General features: G+C 72.4%; 16 protein-coding genes. 5 read left to right on the top strand and 11 right to left on the bottom strand.

Annotation, left to right across the window (positions count from 1 at the left end; translation table 11 throughout):
* Positions 1 to 6: 6 nt before the first annotated feature.
* The 3 genes from C1701_RS11980 to purD form a co-directional block, all read right to left on the bottom strand.
* Positions 7 to 501, bottom strand: a complete 495-nt coding sequence (locus C1701_RS11980; RefSeq protein WP_026419709.1) for a DUF3093 family protein — start codon at positions 499 to 501, stop codon at positions 7 to 9.
* Positions 502 to 730: 229 nt separating this feature from the next.
* Positions 731 to 1,246 carry a hypothetical protein gene (locus tag C1701_RS11975; RefSeq protein ID WP_026419710.1) on the bottom strand — a complete coding sequence of 172 codons (516 nt, stop codon included), beginning with the start codon at positions 1,244 to 1,246 and terminating at the stop codon, positions 731 to 733.
* Positions 1,247 to 1,354: 108 nt separating this feature from the next.
* Positions 1,355 to 2,620, bottom strand: coding sequence for a phosphoribosylamine--glycine ligase (gene purD / locus C1701_RS11970; RefSeq protein WP_026419711.1), 1,266 nt, complete (start codon positions 2,618 to 2,620; stop codon positions 1,355 to 1,357).
* A 243-nt stretch (positions 2,621 to 2,863) separates the two neighbouring features.
* Here purD and C1701_RS11965 point away from each other — a divergent pair, with 243 nt between their 5' ends.
* Positions 2,864 to 4,483, top strand: a complete 1,620-nt coding sequence (locus tag C1701_RS11965) for a Na+/H+ antiporter (protein ID WP_103057031.1) — start codon at positions 2,864 to 2,866, stop codon at positions 4,481 to 4,483.
* A gap of 17 nt (positions 4,484 to 4,500) precedes the next feature.
* On the opposite strand, the gene C1701_RS11960 is transcribed toward C1701_RS11965, so the two are convergent.
* A complete protein-coding gene (locus C1701_RS11960) occupies positions 4,501 to 5,790 on the bottom strand; it encodes an adenylosuccinate synthase (protein WP_026419713.1) in 1,290 nt (429 codons plus the stop codon).
* A gap of 59 nt (positions 5,791 to 5,849) precedes the next feature.
* Between C1701_RS11960 and C1701_RS11955 the strand changes: the two genes are divergently transcribed.
* Complete coding sequence (locus C1701_RS11955) at positions 5,850 to 6,521, top strand: hypothetical protein (RefSeq protein WP_030104372.1); 672 nt, start codon at positions 5,850 to 5,852, stop codon at positions 6,519 to 6,521.
* Between the two features lie 309 nt (positions 6,522 to 6,830).
* Positions 6,831 to 7,472, top strand: a complete 642-nt coding sequence (locus tag C1701_RS11950) for an HNH endonuclease family protein (protein ID WP_026419715.1) — start codon at positions 6,831 to 6,833, stop codon at positions 7,470 to 7,472.
* Positions 7,473 to 7,579: 107 nt separating this feature from the next.
* Here C1701_RS11950 and C1701_RS11945 read toward each other — a convergent pair whose 3' ends face one another.
* The gene (locus tag C1701_RS11945) at positions 7,580 to 8,119 is read right to left on the bottom strand and encodes a pyridoxamine 5'-phosphate oxidase family protein (protein ID WP_337662242.1); all 540 of its coding nucleotides are present in this window, start codon (positions 8,117 to 8,119) and stop codon (positions 7,580 to 7,582) included.
* A 230-nt stretch (positions 8,120 to 8,349) separates the two neighbouring features.
* Between C1701_RS11945 and C1701_RS11940 the strand changes: the two genes are divergently transcribed.
* The gene (locus C1701_RS11940) at positions 8,350 to 8,610 is read left to right on the top strand and encodes a hypothetical protein (protein ID WP_026419716.1); all 261 of its coding nucleotides are present in this window, start codon (positions 8,350 to 8,352) and stop codon (positions 8,608 to 8,610) included.
* Between the two features lie 34 nt (positions 8,611 to 8,644).
* Here the strand turns inward: C1701_RS11940 and C1701_RS11935 are convergent, their stop codons facing one another.
* The 6 genes from C1701_RS11935 to C1701_RS11910 form a co-directional block, all read right to left on the bottom strand.
* Entirely contained in the window at positions 8,645 to 9,883 is a 1,239-nt protein-coding gene (locus C1701_RS11935) for an FUSC family protein (RefSeq protein ID WP_103055926.1), read from the bottom strand.
* Between the two features lie 95 nt (positions 9,884 to 9,978).
* A complete protein-coding gene (locus C1701_RS11930) occupies positions 9,979 to 10,686 on the bottom strand; it encodes a polyketide cyclase (protein WP_103055925.1) in 708 nt (235 codons plus the stop codon).
* 79 nt (positions 10,687 to 10,765) lie between these two features.
* On the bottom strand, positions 10,766 to 11,185 hold the full coding sequence (locus C1701_RS11925; protein ID WP_026419717.1) for a DUF3151 domain-containing protein: 420 nt from the start codon (positions 11,183 to 11,185) through the stop codon (positions 10,766 to 10,768).
* Positions 11,186 to 11,277: 92 nt separating this feature from the next.
* Positions 11,278 to 12,312: a class II fructose-bisphosphate aldolase gene (fbaA, locus tag C1701_RS11920; protein WP_026419718.1), complete on the bottom strand. Its 1,035-nt coding sequence runs from the start codon at positions 12,310 to 12,312 to the stop codon at positions 11,278 to 11,280.
* Between the two features lie 340 nt (positions 12,313 to 12,652).
* The gene (locus C1701_RS11915; protein ID WP_026419719.1) at positions 12,653 to 12,946 is read right to left on the bottom strand and encodes a YciI family protein; all 294 of its coding nucleotides are present in this window, start codon (positions 12,944 to 12,946) and stop codon (positions 12,653 to 12,655) included.
* A gap of 316 nt (positions 12,947 to 13,262) precedes the next feature.
* Positions 13,263 to 13,532: a hypothetical protein gene (locus C1701_RS11910; RefSeq protein ID WP_162147318.1), complete on the bottom strand. Its 270-nt coding sequence runs from the start codon at positions 13,530 to 13,532 to the stop codon at positions 13,263 to 13,265.
* 346 nt (positions 13,533 to 13,878) lie between these two features.
* Between C1701_RS11910 and C1701_RS11905 the strand changes: the two genes are divergently transcribed.
* Positions 13,879 to 14,475 carry a SigE family RNA polymerase sigma factor gene (locus C1701_RS11905; protein WP_026419721.1) on the top strand — a complete coding sequence of 199 codons (597 nt, stop codon included), beginning with the start codon at positions 13,879 to 13,881 and terminating at the stop codon, positions 14,473 to 14,475.
* The last annotated feature ends 141 nt before the right edge of the window (positions 14,476 to 14,616 follow it).

Below are 14,616 nucleotides of genomic sequence, written 5' to 3'. Positions count from 1 at the left end.
GGTGGGTCAGCGGCGGGCGCGCTCCAGGGCGCGTTTCAGCTCCACCGGGCGGGAACAGACGACCAGGTACTCCCAGCCGTCGCTCATCGTGATGCGCACGCCCTCACCACCGCGCATGACCAGGGTCCGCTTGCGACGCCCCGAGACCCGCCACCCGGAGCCGCCGAAGTCGGCAGCGCGTTGGGGGCCGGCGTCCTCGACGGCGGTGATCTCGGCCGTCGGCAGCCTCTTCCGCACGATCGGCCTGGCCACCAGGACCAGCTGCCGCTCACGGACCTCGATGTCGCCGCTGGAGAGCAGGATGAAGAGCCCGGACACCGCCCCGGTCACGACCCCCACGACCAGCCCGGCGACGTTCTCCTCGACGAAGAGGTGCAGGCAGATCACGAGCACCACGGTCCCCACTCCGACGAGGAGCCCCACGATCCTCACCCAGGTGGGGGTGGGAAGCCGCTCCCGGTGGAGCACTCCACCCTGGCTGGCCTCGTCCCTCGATCCCACCGCACCGTCCCCTTCTCCCGATCGTGCCGCCCGTTCACCCTAGTGGTCGAGCGTGGTCGCCGAGGTCGGTCGTTCCGATGGCTTCGTGACCGGCCGCACACTCGGACCACCGGTCGTCCGCCCGGACACCCCGAGTGGGGCCCCTGGACCGGACGGAGTTGGCGGGTCACCCGACGGGACACCGTGGAGCGACCGCCACCGGGCCGTCACCGGGCGCCGGCGTGAGGGATCACACACCGCGCGACTCGTCGAGGGCGAGCAGGAGTTCGTCCGGCCGCGAGCAGACGACCAGGTAACACCGACCGTCCACCAGTTCCACCTCGACACCCTCACCGGCCGCCATCACCAGCGCCCACCGGCGTCGCCCGATGCGGCACCAGCCGAGGACGGGCAGTTCCCCGGAGGTGAGGGGCTCCACCCGCGCCGTGCGGCGTGACCCGGCGATGTCGGCGACGGCGACCGTGCGCCACAGCCGAGGAGGGCAACGCAACACCAGACCGTGCCCCCGCACCGAGACGCTGGCGCCGGCGGTCACCGCGAGCACCGTGAACGCCACGCCGACCCCAGAACCGGCGAGCAGCGCCGTCGAGGACAGCCCCACGAGGATGTGGGATAGCCCGGTCGCCACCACGACCGACGCGCCGGACAACACGCCCGTCCACCGGATCAGCGGGGGCGCGGGCAGTCGTTCGTGGAACAGGACCGTGGACCGGCCTCCGTTCGGCGCGGGGACGTCCTCACTCACCCCGACCCCCTCGCAGCCGTGCCGCCACCCTCCCGCGTGTCGACCACGGTCGGACCGCCGGTAAGGGTAGAGGAGCGAGCCCCTGCCGGGCGTCTCGCGCCGGCGGGTTCACCGTCCGCGTGGCGCGGTGACCTCCCCCTTGACGGCGCGCAGCGCGATGTCGCTCCGGTGGTGCGAACCGGTGAGGTGGACCAGCGCGACCCGCTCGTAGGCGTCCTCGCGGGCGGCGTCGAGGTCGGGGCCCGTGCCCACCACCGACAGGACCCGGCCACCCGAGGACACGACCGCGCCGTCATCCCGACGCCGGGTGCCGGCGTGGAGCACACCGTCCCCCTCGCCGCCGGAGATCACGTCACCGGTCCTCGGCCTCCCCGGGTACCCCTCGGCGGCGACGACCACGGTGACGGCGGCGCCGTCCGACCACTCCAGCGGTGGCAGCTCGGCCAGCCGCCCCGAGGCCACCGCGTTGAGCGGCCGCGACAGCGGGGTGCGCAGCAGGGCCAGCACCACCTGGGTCTCGGGGTCGCCGAAGCGGCAGTTGAACTCGATGACCTGCGGTCCGGTCGAGGTGAGCGCGAGACCCGCGTACAGGAGGCCGGAGAAGGGGGTTCCCCTCCTGTCCAGTTCCTCCGCCGTGGGCCGAACGACCCGCTCGACGATGTCGTCGACCAGCCCCGGTTCCGCCCAGGGCAGCGGCGCGTAGGCGCCCATCCCACCGGTGTTGGGGCCGGAGTCGCCGTCCCCCACCCGCTTGAAGTCCTGCGCGGGAAGCAGCGGTACGACGGTGGTCCCGTCCACCAGGCAGAACAGGGAGGCCTCCGGGCCGTCCAGGAAGGACTCCAGCAGCACCGGGTGACCGTCGTCGAGCAGGGTCATCGCGTGCGCCCGCGCCGTGTCGAGGTCCGAGGTCACGACCACGCCCTTGCCTGCGGCGAGCCCGTCGTCCTTCACCACCCAGGTGGGGCCGAACCGGGCCAGCGCGGCGTCCAGGTGGGCGGGGTTGTCCACGATCTCGCTGTGGGCGGTGGGAACACCCGCCGAGGCCATCACGTCCTTGGCGAAGGCCTTCGACCCCTCGATGGCCGCCGCCGCCCTCGACGGCCCGAAGCAGAGCACGCCCGCGGCGCGAACGGCGTCGGCGACCCCGGCGACCAGCGGGACCTCCGGGCCGACGACGACGAGGTCGGCGTTCCACCGCCGCGCGAGCGCGGCCACCGCATCCGGGTCGCCCGGGTCGACGCCCAGGGTCTCCGCGAGCGTGGCGGTACCGGCGTTGCCCGGGGCACAGGCGAGCCCGGTCACCTCCGGGTCGTGGGACAGCGCGAGCAGGAGCGCGTGTTCGCGGGCGCCTGAGCCGATAACCAGGATTCGCACGAGGCGGGAGCGTAGTCGCCCCGCCCGGGAGAACCGTCAGGAACCCCGGTCGAGCGGCGCGCGGGCGCGAAGGGGCAACCGGGCCGGCTCCACTCGGACCTCACCTCGACGAGTTCACCCTCCCGCCCCGGTTCCGCGCGGCTCACGTACCCGGCGGGCCCGGCCCGCCGGTCCTAGAGTCGGACGGAGCCGGCGCCGCACTGGGTGGCGGACGCCCTCGGACGGGTGGAGGCGGTGGTGCGGATGGGGCCTCTCCTCGTCGTGCTGTTGTGCGCCCTGACCGTCACGGCGTTCGCCCGGCGCCGGAACCTCATCGCGCCGCTGCTGCTCGTCGTCGTGGGACTGGCCGCGTCCGCGCTCCCCGGGACGATCGACGTCGAGATCCCGCCGGAGCTGCTGCTCACCGTCGTGCTGCCACCCCTGCTCTACACCGCGTCCCAGGACAGTTCGTTGATCAGTTTCCGGGAGAACTTCCGCGCGATCGCCCAGCTCGGGGTGCTGCTGGTCGTCGCGGGGACGGTGGCGGTCGGCTTCCTGGCCTACGCGCTCATCCCCGGTCTGCCGCTGGAGGCGGCGCTGGTGCTGGGCGCGGTGGTCTCGCCACCCGACGCGGTGACGGCGGCGGCGGTCGGTCGGCGGCTTCGGCTGCCGCGCCGGGTGATGTCGGTGATCGGCGGCGAGAGCCTGGTCAACGACGCCGCCGCCCTGAGCCTGTACCGGGTGACGGTGGCGGCCGCGGTGGGCGCGACGGGGTCCCTCCTCGAGGGGGTCGCGCTCTTCGTGGAGGCGGCGGTCATCGGCACCGCCGTCGGCTTGCTGCTCGGCGCGGCCGTGCACTTCGTCCGGATGCGCCTCGTCGACCAGGAGGTGAGCACCGCCCTCAGCGTCGTGCTGCCGTTCGGCGCGTACCTGGTGGCCGAGGAACTGCACGGTTCCGGTGTGCTCGCGGTGGTGGCGGCCGGGCTGTACGTGGGGCACCACAGCCCCCGGGTGGGCGTCGCCGGTCGCCTCCAGGAGCAGCAGGTGTGGAAGACGGTGAACCTCCTGCTGGAGAGCCTCGTCTTCGCGTTGATCGGCCTGTACCTGAACCAGATCCTGCGGGAGACGGCGAACTCCACCGCGAGCGCCTGGACCCTGGTGGGTTCCGGGGTCCTGGTGCTCGCCGCGGTCATCGTGTTCCGAGTGGGGTGGCTGTTCGCGGTGACCTACGTGCCGGGCCTGTCCACGCTGTTGGCGCCCACCCGGCCCAGCCAGCGGTTGCCGGTCAGGCAGACGGCCGTGATCGCCTGGACCGGGATGCGGGGCGTGGTGACGATGGCGGCGGCCGGCGCGATACCGCTCACCACCGAGGCCGGCGACCCGTTCCCGGCCCGCGAACTCGTGCAGTTCCTGGCCTTCTCGGTGACGATCGGGACCCTGCTCCTCCAGGGGCTCTCGCTGCCCTGGTTGACCCGCCGCCTCGGCGTCCACGACGGCGGGGAGGCGGAGCAGGACGCCCGGGCCGAGGTGGCCGCGCGGACGCTGGCCACCCGGGCCGCGCTCCGCCGGCTGGACGAACTGCTCCCGGCGGACCCGGTGCCCGGCCGCAACAGCGAGCGGGAACGCATGGCGGCCCGACTGCGCGGGGTGATCGAGTACCAGGGTCGGGCCGCGGTCCGGCAGATCGGCCGAGACCCCACCGAGCGGGGCGAGAGCGGCCACCGCGAGTTCGTGGAGCTGCGGAAGCAGCTGCTCGACACGCAGCGGGCCGCGTTGATCGCCCGCCGGGACACCGGCAAGCTCGCCGACGAGGTGTTGCGCCGCATCCTCCACGAGCTGGACCTGGAGGAGGCGGCGCTCGACAACTCCTGGCGCAACCGCTGACGGCCCGCCCGGGGCGTTCAGCCGGTCAGCGAGTGCCGGACGATGGTCTCCTCACGGCCGGGGCCCACCCCGATCGCCGACACCCTGGCCCCGGACAGCTCCTCCAACCGCAGGACGTAGTTCCGGGCGTTCACGGGCAGGTCCTCGAAGGTCCGGCAGCCGGAGATGTCCTCCCACCAGCCGGGGAGCTCCTCGTACACCGGCTTGGCGTGGTGGACCCCGGTCTGGGTCATGGGCATGTCGTCGACCCGCTCGCCGTCGACCTCGTAGCCCACGCAGACCGGCACCGTCTTCAGACCGGACAGCACGTCCAGCTTGGTGAGGAAGAAGTCGGTGATGCCGTTGACCCTTGCCGCGTAGCGGGCGATCACCGCGTCGAACCAGCCGGTCCGCCGGGAGCGGCCGGTCGTCACGCCGAACTCGCCGCCGGACTTGCGCAGCTGCTCGCCCATCTCGTCGTTCAGCTCGGTGGGGAACGGCCCGGAGCCGACCCGCGTCGTGTACGCCTTGAGGATGCCGATGACGGTGTTGATCCTGGTCGGCCCCACCCCCGAACCGACGGCGGCGCCTCCGGAGGTCGGGCTGGAGGAGGTCACGAAGGGGTAGGTGCCGTGGTCGACGTCGAGGAGGGTCCCCTGGGAGCCCTCCAACAGCACCGTCTCGCCCCGCTCGAGGGCCTGGTTGAGCAGCAGGCGGGTGTCTGCGATCCGGCCGGCGAACTTCGCGCCGCGCTCCAGGACGCTGTCGACGACCTCGTCGACGTCCATCGCCCGCCGGTTGTACACCTTGACGAGGATCTGGTTCTTCAGCTCCAGGGCAGCCTCGACCTTCTGGCGCAGGATCTTCTCGTCGAGGAGGTCCTGCACCCGCACGCCGACCCGAGCGACCTTGTCCTGGTAGGCGGGCCCGATGCCGCGACCGGTGGTGCCGATCTTCGCCTTGCCCAGGTAGCGCTCGGTCACGCGGTCGATGGCCACGTGGTACGGCATGATCAGGTGGGCGTCGGCCGAGATCAGCAGGCCGGAGGTGTCCACCCCCCTGTCCTCCAGGCCGCCCAGCTCGTCGAGCAGCACACCGGGGTCGACGACGACCCCGTTGCCGATGACGTTGGTGACGCCCGGCGTGAGGATGCCGGACGGGATGAGGTGCAGGGCGAAGTTCTGGCCGTTGGGCAGCACCACGGTGTGACCCGCGTTGTTGCCGCCCTGATACCGGACCACCCACTGCACGCTCTCGCCGAGCAGATCGGTGGCCTTACCCTTGCCCTCGTCGCCCCACTGGGCGCCGATCAGCACGATCGCGGGCATGTACACACTCCAAGCAGTACAGACGGCAACGCCGGTCAAAGAGAGTAAACCAGGAGCGCATGGTGACGGTGGTCGCATTGGCCTGCGGAAATCGGGACTTCACCGGTCTCACCGAGCGTGACGACGTCGTGTCGCACTCGGTAGCGGCCACCCCGGGGCGTGAGGAGGTGGACCCGGTGCTGCGGGAACTGGCCGGACGACGGCTGCTGGTCGCGGGCACCGACGCGGATCTCGCCTCGGTGGTGCTGCGCCTCCTGCGCACCGAACGGCTGGCCGAGGTCGTCGTGGGGTACCTGCCCTCCGACCCCGACTCCGAGGTGGCCCGGCTGTGGGGCTTGCCGGCGCGAGACCGGGAGGCGGCGCTGCGGCTGGCCCTGGGCGGGGAGCCCGACCCGGTGCCGCTGCTGCGGGACGACGTCGGTGGCGTACTGGTGGGCCGTGGGGTGATCGGGCCGCTGCGCGGTGTCGTGTACTGCGACGACGAGCTGGTCCTGCGGGGGCAGGCCAGCCAGCTGGAGGTCGGACCGGACCGGGGGCCCGGTCTGGTCGTGCGCACGGTGCGGCGGAACCTGCTGGGCAGGCGGGTTCGGGAGACGAGCGGCCGGGCCGTGCAGATCGGGTGCGTTCCGGCGAGGGTGGTGCGCGACGGGGTCCCGCACGAGCGCCAGCACGGCAAGTGGACCTGGTACCGGCACACCGAGGACCTGCGGTTGGTACGCGGCCTCGTCTGAGCAGCGTCGTCCGAGCGGCGCCGTCGCCTCCTCCGCCGCCGTGGACCGCCTCCCGGACCGCCTCCCGGACCGCGCGAGGCGACGGCGCGTCGCGTCCCGCACGCCTCCCGGAGCCCGGTGGCTGCCCGGGACGGCGCTGCGGCTCAGCCATTGGAAGCCCCGACCCCCGTTCCGGGGGTGAAAATCCGCTCACGCCTTGCTGGATTTTCACTCTCCGACATCGATTCTTCACTGCCGGGTGTTGCTTTCGTTTCCGTGACTGGGTGACGGTGTGGATCTCGCACTCGTGATCCACGATCGGAGGCATCGATGTCACCACGACGAGCAAGCGCGCTACGGCTCACCTTCGCCGCGATCCTCGCCGCCCTCCTCTCCTTCACCCTGGTCTCCCCGGCGAGCGCCGCACCCCCCGGCATCCCGAGCGAGAGCACCGCTCGGTCCATGCTCGACGGGCTGACCGTCCGAGCGGAGGGCTCCATGTCCGGCTACTCGCGGGACAAGTTCCCGCACTGGAACACGGTCGAGGGCACCTGCAACACGCGGGAGATGGTGCTCAGGCGGGACGGCACCGACGTCGAGGTCGGCGCGGACTGCTACCCGACCGCCGGCAGCTGGTACAGCCCCTTCGACGGGGTCACGACCTCGGTGCCCTCCGAGATCAGCATCGACCACGTCGTTCCGCTGGCGGCGGCCTGGCGTTCCGGCGCCTCCTCCTGGTCGGCCGCCAAGCGGGAGGAGTTCGCCAACGACCTCACCAACCCGCAGCTGATCGCGGTGACCGGCCGGGTCAACAGTTCCAAGGGCGACCAGACCCCGGACAAGTGGGTGCCGCCACGCACCGACTACCACTGCACCTACGGGAAGATCTGGATCGCGTCGAAGGACGCGTACGACCTGAGCGTGACCTCCGCCGAGAAGGAGGCCCTGACCGGGCTGCTCGACACCTGCTGACAGCGCCTCCCCAGCCCTGACCAGGAGAGATGACACGGCGGGCGGCGTGCCCTGCCAGCGCCGCCCGCCCCGTCCCCGGTCGCCGCGCCCCCACGGGGCGCGGCGGATCACGTCATCGGAGACGTCCCCTGGTCCGCCAGCAGCGCCCCCGTCATCCCGGTCTGGTCGGTGCTCAGCCACCGCTCGGGCCGCATCCGCAGCACCACGGCCCCCGCGTGCGTGTCCTCGACGTAACGATCGGCCAGCTCCGCCGGCAGGTAACGGCTCGCTATCCGGAGCCTGTCCTCGACACTCGGCGACTCGTCCCACCGCACCGATCCCTCGACCGTGACGTAGGCGTAGGGGAGGGTGTCCCGTTGCGCGCAGAGGCTGAAGGTGCCGCTGTCCCGGATCAGCCGGTCCTTCAGCGAACCGCCCTCGATCGAGATCGTCACCTCGCCGCCGGGTTCGTAGTGGTACCAGATCGGCACCGCCAACGGAGCGCGGCCGGGCCGGGACACCGACAGGACACCGACGCGCGGTTCGGCGAGGAACCGTTCGCGCTGGTCGACCGACATCCTGAACGTCATGCAGATCCGCCTTCCGTCGCCCCGGTCGGCCCGGCGCCCGACCGCCACCGAGATCAACACCGGTGCGGCGCCGGTCATTCCCCGACGCGGTGGAGATCCGTCGTTCGACGGAGCCCGGTACGCCGAGCGCCATGGGCGGCTCGCCCACCCGGTGGAGACCACCGGCGCGCGGGGAGGACCGCTCCCGCCCGTCTTCCCTCGATCCGGTGAGGCCACTTGACATCGCGTGTGGACGGTCGCCGGCGGGGCTCTCGACACGTAGCGTCGCGACTGTCCGTGACGCACGCCCGAACGAGAGCAGGTGGCCCATGCCGAACCCGCCGGAACTACTCTCCCCGTTCAGCGCGCCGCCCGGAGGCGTGATGACCGACGAGGTCGGGGTGATCACCGGGGACCTCGAACTGCGGACCGAGTGCGACGAGCACGGGCGGGTGTTCGTGTGGGTGCGGTACGCCGAGGCCGACGAGTGGTACCGGCTGGGAGCGTGCGAGGTCACCCTCCACGACGTCCGGGACCACGAGGTCCTGCACCGGGCGCTGCTCGGCGCGCTGCACCGCCCCCGGGGCTGAGGCCGGCGTGGCCACCCGCCGCCGGTGGCCACGCTCAGCCGCCCGGCGGCCCCGCTCCTCCACCTCGCTCCCCGGCGCCAGGGGCGTCCTGGTCGTCACGCGGGTGGCGGTCGGCCGGTCCACTCGCCGCCGACCGGGAGGACCTCTCCGCGTCGTCCGCCCGCCGCTCGCCGGTCTCCTCGGGCGCCCGCCGTCCACGGTGGAGCGGTGGCAGCACGGCCACGGCGTCGTCCCGGCTCATCCCGGTCGCCTGGAGGAGGTCCACCGCCACCGACCTGAGCTGGGCCACCACCACCCGCATGGAGAAGCCGCCGGACTCCAGCAGCTCGGCGTTCGCCGCCTTCGCCACCGCGCTGGCCGCGGCCCGCGCCTGCACCGGCTCCCGGCCCGAGGACAACTCGTCCCGCAGCAGCACCACCGCCCCGGCGAGGCGTTCCAGCAGGGCCGGCAACGCCCGGGCCACCTCCTCGCCGTCCCGCAGGGCCGCGTGCGCCCGCCGGGCGAGAACCCTGGTGTTCCGCAGCGCCAGATCCACCCGGCTCGACGCGGTGACGTAACGGTCCAGGTCCCGCCGCCGCCTCCACCGGAGCGGGGCGATCCTGGCGATCTCCCGGCCCGCCTGGAGCGCTTCCTGGAACTGGTCGACCGCGTGCTGGCTCTCCCTGGTCCTCGTCAGCACGGTCGCCGCCCGCCGGGGATCACCCGTGGACACGGCCACCGCGAGCCCCCGCAGCGCGTCGGCGAGTTCACCGAGGACGACGCGGCCCTTCTGGTGCGCGACGCTCAGGGGGTTCGCCGGCAGCAGGGCGGCCACCGCCAGGGCGATCAGCCCACCCACGAGCGCGTCGACGAAGCGGTCCAAGCCCCCCGTGCCACCCGGCGGCAACAACACCGTGACGAGCACCGCGGAGGACGCGGCCTGCCGCGCGATCATCGCGCCGCCGTCGAGGAACACCGCCACCGACATGGCCAGGCCGACCACCAGGGCGAGCTGCCAGGGCCCGGATCCGATCGCCGAGATGAGCAGGTCACCGATCAGGATGCCGACGCTGACCCCGGCGACGAGTTCCACCACCCGCCGCATCCGCTGGTCGAGCGAGGCGCCCAGGCAGATCACCGCCGAGATGGGCGCGAAGAACGGGCTCGCGTGCCCGATCACGCTGGCGGCGACCCACCACGCCAGCGCCGCCGCCACCGCGCACTGCACGATCGGGATCCCGCTGCGCAGAAGTCTCCGCGCACCGCGGCCGAACTCCTCACGCACCCGGTTCACACGGGCAATTGTGCCCCGGTACGCCGAGGAGGCCCGGCTGACGAGCGTGTGGCCGTGCCCACGACCGTCGGCGGCCGCGAACTGACCCCCGTCCCTCAGCCCACGCGGGTGCCGGCCCCACCCGGGCGGCGGGGGTGAGCGCCGGCGGTCAGGTGGGGGTGGGCGGGGAGCCCGGCACGGACGTGGGCGCGCCGGCTGAACAGCCAGGCCACCGGCACGATCGCCACGAGCGCACCGGCCGCCAGCAGCGCGGCCTCCCGGGCTCCGGTGGGCGGCGGCGGGGCCGGGATGGCCGCCAGGGCCGCCACGTCACCGTTGAGGGTCGCCGAACGGCGGGCGATCGCGAGCCGGAGGCTGCGGTCCCCCTGCCGCATCGCCCACTGGTGGTTGGCGGCGAACACCGGTTTGACCAGGGTGGACAGGTTCCGGAGGAGGGGCTTGTCCGCCCGCACCCGCCAGTCGAAGCGGACCTCCGTGGAGGTGGGGGTCAGTTGACGCAGGCGCCACACCCCCCGGCCGACGAGGTCCCCGCTCGCCGTCAGCGAGCAGGTGTCCCGCCCCACCGACTCCACGGTGAGCCGCCAGCGGAGCGTGTAGGGCAGCCAGCCGGTGGTGTGCAGGTCGTAGGCCGAGCCGACGGCCGGGGGCGCGTCGGGCGGGGAACCGTCCACCCGGTCGACCGTCCGGTACACCGACGGCCACCACTCGGGCAGGGTCATCGGGTCGAAGAGGACCTCGGCCACGTCGGCGACGAGACCGGGCACCTCCCACCTGCTGTCGAACGCGTAGTCGTTGTCCGGCAACGCCCCTGTCCCCTCTCGGCCGTTCTCACCCGTGGTCGACGCTACCGCGACTCCCCGGGCCCACCCCGTCGGTTCCCGGTCAGTCCCCCGACAGTCCGGTGGCCACGGCGGCCTCCGGGTCGGAATCCACGAGGAACTGGCGGCAGCGTTCGAACTCGTCCTGCTCACCGATCCGCTCGGCCGCCAACGCGAGAGCGGCCAACGCGGACAGGAATCCCTGGTTGGGCCGGTGCCGCCACGGAACGGGGCCGTGCCCCTTCCACCCGGCCCGACGCAGCTGGTCGAGGCCCCGGTGGTACCCGGTCCTGGCGTAGGCGTAGGCGGCGACCGGGTCACCCTGCTCCAGTGCCCGCTCGGCGAGCGCCGCCCAGGCGGCGCTGAAGGTCGGATGGGCTCGGGCCACGTCCCCGGGGTCGGTGCCGGAGTCCAGCTCAGCCTGGGCTTCGGTGAACTCGGGCAGCAGTGTCGGGTCCGGTCCGAGCAGATTCGTGTGGCTCATGACCGCATTGTGTCGGGCCGGCCGCCATCGGCCCGCTCCGACCCCCGCCCCGGTCTCCGCTCGGACACCACGGGGCGGGGGCTCCGGCGAGCTCAGCCGGCGATCTTGCGACCGGCGGAGTGCAGGTTCTCGCAGGCGTGCGCGACCCGGGCGGCCATGCCCTGCTCGGCGGCCTTGAGGTAGCTGCGGGGGTCGTAGACCTTCTTGTTCCCGACCTCGCCGTCGATCTTCAGCACACCGTCGTAGTTGCTGAACATGTGGGCCGCCACCGGGCGGGTGAACGCGTACTGGGTGTCGGTGTCGATGTTCATCTTCACGACCCCGTAGGACACGGCCTCGTGGATCTCCTCCAGCAGCGAGCCGGAGCCGCCGTGGAAGACGAGGTCGAAGGGCTTCGAGCCCTCGGCGAGCCCGAGCTTCTTCGAGACCACGTCCTGCCCCTGCTTGAGGATCTCCGGGCGGAGCTTGACGTTGCCCGGCTTGTAGACCCCGTGCACGTTGCCGAAGGTCGCGGCGAGCAGGTAGCGGCCGTTCTCGCCGCTGCCCAACGCGTCGACGGTCTTCAGGTAGTCCTCCGGCGAGGTGTACAGCTTGTCGTTGATCTCGTTGTCGACGCCGTCCTCCTCACCGCCCACCACGCCGACCTCGATCTCCAGGACGATCCGGGCCTTCGCCGCCCTGGCGAGCAGGTCCCTGGCGATCTCCAGGTTCTCGTCGATCGGAACGGCCGACCCGTCCCACATGTGCGACTGGAACAGGGGGTTCTCACCCCGGTTCACGCGCTCCTGGCTCACCTCGAGCAGCGGGCGCACGAAACCGTCCAACTTGTCCTTCGGGCAGTGGTCGGTGTGCAGCGCGATGTTCACCGGGTACTTCGCCGCCACCACGTGCGCGAACTCGGCGAGCGCGACGGAACCGGTCACCATGTCCTTCACCTTGGTGCCGGACAGGAACTCCGCGCCACCGGTGGACACCTGGATGATGCCGTCGCTCTCCGCCTCGGCGAAGCCGCGCAGCGCTGCGTTCAGTGTCTCCGACGACGTGACGTTGATTGCCGGGTAGGCGAACTCGTTCGCCTTGGCCCGGTCCAACATCTCCGCGTAGACCTCTGGGGTGGCGATGGGCATCGGTCTCCTCCTCGGGGCGTGCCGCTGCGCGACGTCGACGGGCGACGCGGAACCTGACGTTCCGTGCGCGTGAATCCTAGGGGCTGCGGGTCCGCGAACGTGACGTGAACTCCCCGCCGCCCGGGCGGGCGACACGTTCCGCGCGAGATCAACATAACGGGTGGCCGGAACGATTCAGCCGGGGAGGGGCGGGGGAACCGCCCACCCGACCTCGACCTCGACGCGACCGTTCGCCCGAACGGCGGCCACCACCCGACCGGACGGCGTACGAGCCCGTGCCGTGCCCAACGCCGCGCCACGTCGACGGGCGCGGGTCGCGACCGGCGGCGGGGGCGGGAGCTCAGCCGCCCGACGTTCCGAGCCAGGCCCCGAGCACCGGGGTCCACTCCCGGATCCGGGTCCGCGTGATCACACCGGCCGGGGTGTAGGGGTCCGCGGTCAGCACCTCCCGCAGGGCCGCCTCGTCCGGCACCTCGTAGACGAGCAGGGCGCCGGTGTCGTCCGCCCAGGGACCGGCGGCGAGGAGCACTCCCCGCTCGGCGAGCGCCGCGAGGTAGTCGCGGTGCCGGGGGCGGGCGGCGTGTCGGGTCTCGGTGTCCGCGCTGTACGAGAACTCGACGGCGAAACGGGCCACGGGTACCTCCCTGCGATCGTTCGCTGGACCGTACCGCGCGCGCCCCCCTCCCCCAGCGCCGCCCGCACCAGCCGGTGGGCGCCCGACACGCGCGACATCCGCCGCGACCGAGATCACAGAAGATCGTCCACCCGCGCACGCGGAGTGACCGCGCACCGTGGAACGTGAATGCGCGGAACCGGGCGACGCACTCCGAACACCCGCCCCACATTCCACTCCGGACCACACGGGGAATTCATCGACAAAAAAGGTTTTGGCAGGCCGCGCGGGCGACCTGCCAAAACCTCGGGAAATTCCTCGTCCGCTACCGACTAACTCAGTAGTCGATCGAGACGTACTCGAAGCCACCGTACTCCACGTCGTAGTTGACCTTGACCTTCACGCTGTACCAGTCAGCCGCCTCGAAGCGGAAGCGGGGCCCCCAGCCGTGGCCGTGGCCGTGGCCGTGGCCGTGGCCGTAGCCCTTGTCGTGGCCCTTGCCACTCTCCTGCTCGCCGGCCAGGGCCGAGGGGGCAGAGATCAGCAGGGGCATGGCCACGGCGGCGCCGACAACCAGAGTCCTCGCGACGTTCTTTCCGATACGCACAGTCCCGACCTCCGTCGAATTGCGATGATTTCCCGGCTGGCCCGTTGTTCCCCAGCCAGAAACCATCGTGCGGCAGCCCGGTGGGGCCGGCCACGGGAGACCGGGCAATTCCCTCTACCCAGTGAAGATCGGTTTTCGCCATGATTTTCTCCCGCCGTCGCGGACCTCGAGCGCGCATTCCCCGGGCGGCGGTGGGCCACACGAGCACCTGACCTGGCGAATTCCCTCGACCGAGGGCGTGCGCCGGGCGAGGCCCTCCGAGGGGCCCGGGGGCGCCCCGCCACGGAGGCCCCGGCTCGCCGGTCTGGGTTACGAACACCCGGCGTACCTGGGTAACGTCTAGCCCGTGGGTGTGGAGAGGTTCCGCCGGGGGCCCGGCACGACTGAGCGATCGGTCGAACGCACGTTCGGTCACCTCAGGAAGCTCGACATGTCCGGACCCGCCGCCCCCCAGACGCCGTTGACGCTGGAGGACCTCTACCGCCAGCACCGGATGCGGATGGTTCGGCTGGCGATCCTGCTGGTCGACGACATCTCCACCGCCGAGGACGTCGTCCAGGAGGCGTTCACGGGCCTGCACCGGAACTGGTCGGGCCTCCGGGACGCCGCCGCCGCCGTGGGCTACCTGCGCACCGCCGTGGTCAACGGCAGCCGGTCCGTCCTGCGACGCCGCAAGACCGCTCGGGAGTACGTGCCGCCGCACAGCCCGAACGCCCGGTCGGCGGAGTCGCTGGCCATGTTGACCGCCGAACACCAGACCGTGGTGCGCGCGCTCGCGCAGCTGCCACCCCGCCAGCGCGAGGTCCTGGTGCTGCGGTACTACGGCAACCTGTCGGAGGCGGAGATCGCGGAGGCCACCGGCATCTCGAAGGGCACCGTGAAGTCGACCGCGTCCCGCGCCCTCGACGCGTTGCAGGCGATCCTGCGGCAGGGCCAGGGCTGACCTCCGCGCGCGCCGGCCCACGCCTGGCGCCGCTCGGGTCGTCCCAGTCGCCCGGCACTCGGGCACCAGCGCACCGGCACCGCAGCCACCCCCGCCGGGCCGTCGGGGAGGGCCGTGGACCACGAGGGGCGGGGCGTCGCC

The organism is Actinoalloteichus sp. AHMU CJ021, assembly GCF_002895405.1.
GTDB classification, from domain to species: domain Bacteria; phylum Actinomycetota; class Actinomycetes; order Mycobacteriales; family Pseudonocardiaceae; genus Actinoalloteichus_B; species Actinoalloteichus_B caeruleus.
The sequence above is the reverse complement of the archived record's forward strand: the minus strand, read 5'-3'. Positions and strand labels throughout refer to the sequence as shown.

Bases quoted from the DNA above. Each gene is read 5' to 3' on its own strand.
- C1701_RS11940 (WP_026419716.1), top strand. From the start codon at position 8,350: ATGCCGAACCCGCCGGAACTACTCTCCCCGTTCAGCGCGCCGCCCGGA.
- C1701_RS11965 (WP_103057031.1), top strand. From the start codon at position 2,864: ATGGGGCCTCTCCTCGTCGTGCTGTTGTGCGCCCTGACCGTCACGGCG.
- C1701_RS11960 (WP_026419713.1), bottom strand. From the start codon at position 5,790: ATGCCCGCGATCGTGCTGATCGGCGCCCAGTGGGGCGACGAGGGCAAG.
- C1701_RS11950 (WP_026419715.1), top strand. From the start codon at position 6,831: ATGTCACCACGACGAGCAAGCGCGCTACGGCTCACCTTCGCCGCGATC.
- C1701_RS11945 (WP_337662242.1), bottom strand. From the start codon at position 8,119: ATGACCGGCGCCGCACCGGTGTTGATCTCGGTGGCGGTCGGGCGCCGG.
- C1701_RS11955 (WP_030104372.1), top strand. From the start codon at position 5,850: ATGGTGACGGTGGTCGCATTGGCCTGCGGAAATCGGGACTTCACCGGT.
- fbaA (WP_026419718.1), bottom strand. From the start codon at position 12,312: ATGCCCATCGCCACCCCAGAGGTCTACGCGGAGATGTTGGACCGGGCC.
- C1701_RS11925 (WP_026419717.1), bottom strand. From the start codon at position 11,185: ATGAGCCACACGAATCTGCTCGGACCGGACCCGACACTGCTGCCCGAG.